Annotated in this window: 1 protein-coding gene and 1 pseudogene; both read left to right on the top strand. The window is 66.9% G+C overall.

The genetic code is table 11. The annotated features are described in order from the left end of the window. A pseudogene (locus tag EN991_RS41350) lies at positions 1-111 on the top strand (ABC transporter); the annotation flags it as partial. Continuing rightward, positions 111-2,084 (top strand): ABC transporter permease (locus tag EN991_RS33840; protein WP_164769582.1); only part of this gene is annotated, 1,974 nt, incomplete at its 3' end. The pseudogene EN991_RS41350 and the gene EN991_RS33840, both read left to right, overlap by 1 nt.

Consider the following 2,084-nt stretch of genomic DNA (forward strand, 5'->3'; position numbering starts at 1 on the left):
ACGCTGGTGCTGGTGACGCATGATCCGGCGCTCGCGGCACGCTGTTCGCGCCAGGTTTCGATGCACTCGGGCCGGATCGAGGCACCGGCGCCGGTCAAGGTGACGGCCTGATGCCGCTGTCCCGGACGTTGAGGCTCGCTGTCCGCTTCTCGCTGCGCGAGATGCGCGGCGGCCTGTCCGGTTTCCTGATCTTCCTCGCCTGCATCGCGCTCGGCGTCGCGGCCATCGGCGGCGTCAACTCGGTGGCGCGTTCGATCACCGCCGGTGTCGCCAATCAGGGCCAGACGCTGCTTGGCGGCGATCTTCGCTTCCAGATCAACCAGCGTGACGCCAGTCAGGCGGAGCGCAGCTTCCTTGACGGGCTCGGCACGGTTTCGCGGACCGCCAGCATGCGTTCGATGGCGCGTCTCGCCGACGGATCCGACCAGGCGCTGGTCGAGGCCAAGGCGGTCGACCATGTCTATCCGCTCTATGGCACGCTGGAGACCGAGCCGGCGCTGTCGAAACAGGAACTGTTCGGCGAAGAGTTCGGCGTCTTCGGTGCGGCAGCGCCCGATCTTCTGTTCGAGCGGTTGCACGTCAAGCCTGGCGACCGGCTGAAGCTCGGCACCGCTACTTTCGAACTGCGCGCCAAGCTGGTCGCCGAACCGGATGCCGTGTCCGACGGTTTCGGCTTCGCGCCGAGGCTGATGATCTCGACCGAAGGGTTGGCGGCCACTGGACTGATCCAGCCGGGCAGCCTGGTCGAGAATGCCTACAAAATCCGGCTGCCGGCGGACGCCGACGAGACGAGGCTCAAGGCCATCCAGGATCAGGCCGCCACGGATTTTCCGGAAGCCGGCTGGTCGATCCGCACGCGCAGCAACGCGGCGCCCGCGCTGTCGTCCAACATCGAACGCTTCTCGCAGTTCCTGACCCTGGTCGGGCTGACGGCGCTGGTGGTCGGCGGCGTCGGCGTCGCCAATGCGGTGCGCGCCTATCTCGACGGCAAGCGCGGCGTCATCGCCACCTTCAAGAGCCTGGGCGCTTCGGGCGGCTTCGTCTTTGCCGTCTATCTCGTGCAGATCCTGATCATAGCCGGATTGGGTATCGTGCTGGGCCTTGTGCTCGGCGCACTAATGCCCTTCGCGGCGAGCGCGGCCTTGCAATCCGTCATTCCGGTGCCGGCCGAAGGCGGCTTCTATCCCGGCGCGCTCGGCATGGCGGCGCTGTTCGGCCTGCTGGTGACGTTGGCTTTCGCGCTGCTGCCGCTCGGCCGCACCCGCGACGTGCCGGCAACCGCGCTGTTTCGCGAAATGGGGCTGGAAGGCCGCGGCTTGCCGCGCCCCGCCTATGTCGCGGCGGCCATAGGCATCGCGCTGCTGCTTGCGGCGCTGGCCATTCTGTTCTCGGGCGACCAGCGCATCGCCTCGATCTTTGTCGGCGCTACCGTCTTCGCCTTCCTGGTGCTGCGCGTGGTCGGCGCACTGGTGCAATGGACGGCCAGGAAAAGCCCGCGCGTGCGCTTCGTGGCGCTCAGGCTCGCCATCGGCAACATCCATCGGCCAGGCGCCCTGACGCCATCGGTGGTGCTGTCCCTTGGGCTCGGGCTGACGCTATTGGTGACGCTGGCGCTGATCGACGGCAATCTCAGGCGACAGATCTCGGGCAGCCTGCCGGAACGGGCGCCGAACTTCTTCTTCGTCGACATCCAGAGCGCCGATGTCGCGTCCTTCTCGGCGCTGATCGGCAAGGAGGCGCCGCAGGGCGTGCTGGCCAAGGTGCCGATGCTGCGCGGCCGGGTGATGGCGCTGAACGGTGTCGACGTCGACAAGGTGAAGGTGCCGGCGGAAGGCGCCTGGGTGCTGAGGGGGGATCGCGGCCTGACCTATGACACCAGGCAGCCGGAGAACGCGACGCTGACCGAGGGCAGTTGGTGGCCCGAAAATTACAGCGGCGAACCGCTGGTTTCGTTTTCGGCGCAAGAAGGCAAGGAGATCGGGCTGAAGCTCGGCGACACCATCACCGTCAATGTGCTGGGCCGCAACGTCACGGCCAGGATCGCCAGTTTCCGCCAAGTCGAATGGGAGACGATGGGTATCAAT

The organism is Mesorhizobium sp. M7A.F.Ca.US.005.03.2.1 (assembly GCF_003997795.1).
GTDB lineage: Bacteria > Pseudomonadota > Alphaproteobacteria > Rhizobiales > Rhizobiaceae > Mesorhizobium > Mesorhizobium ciceri.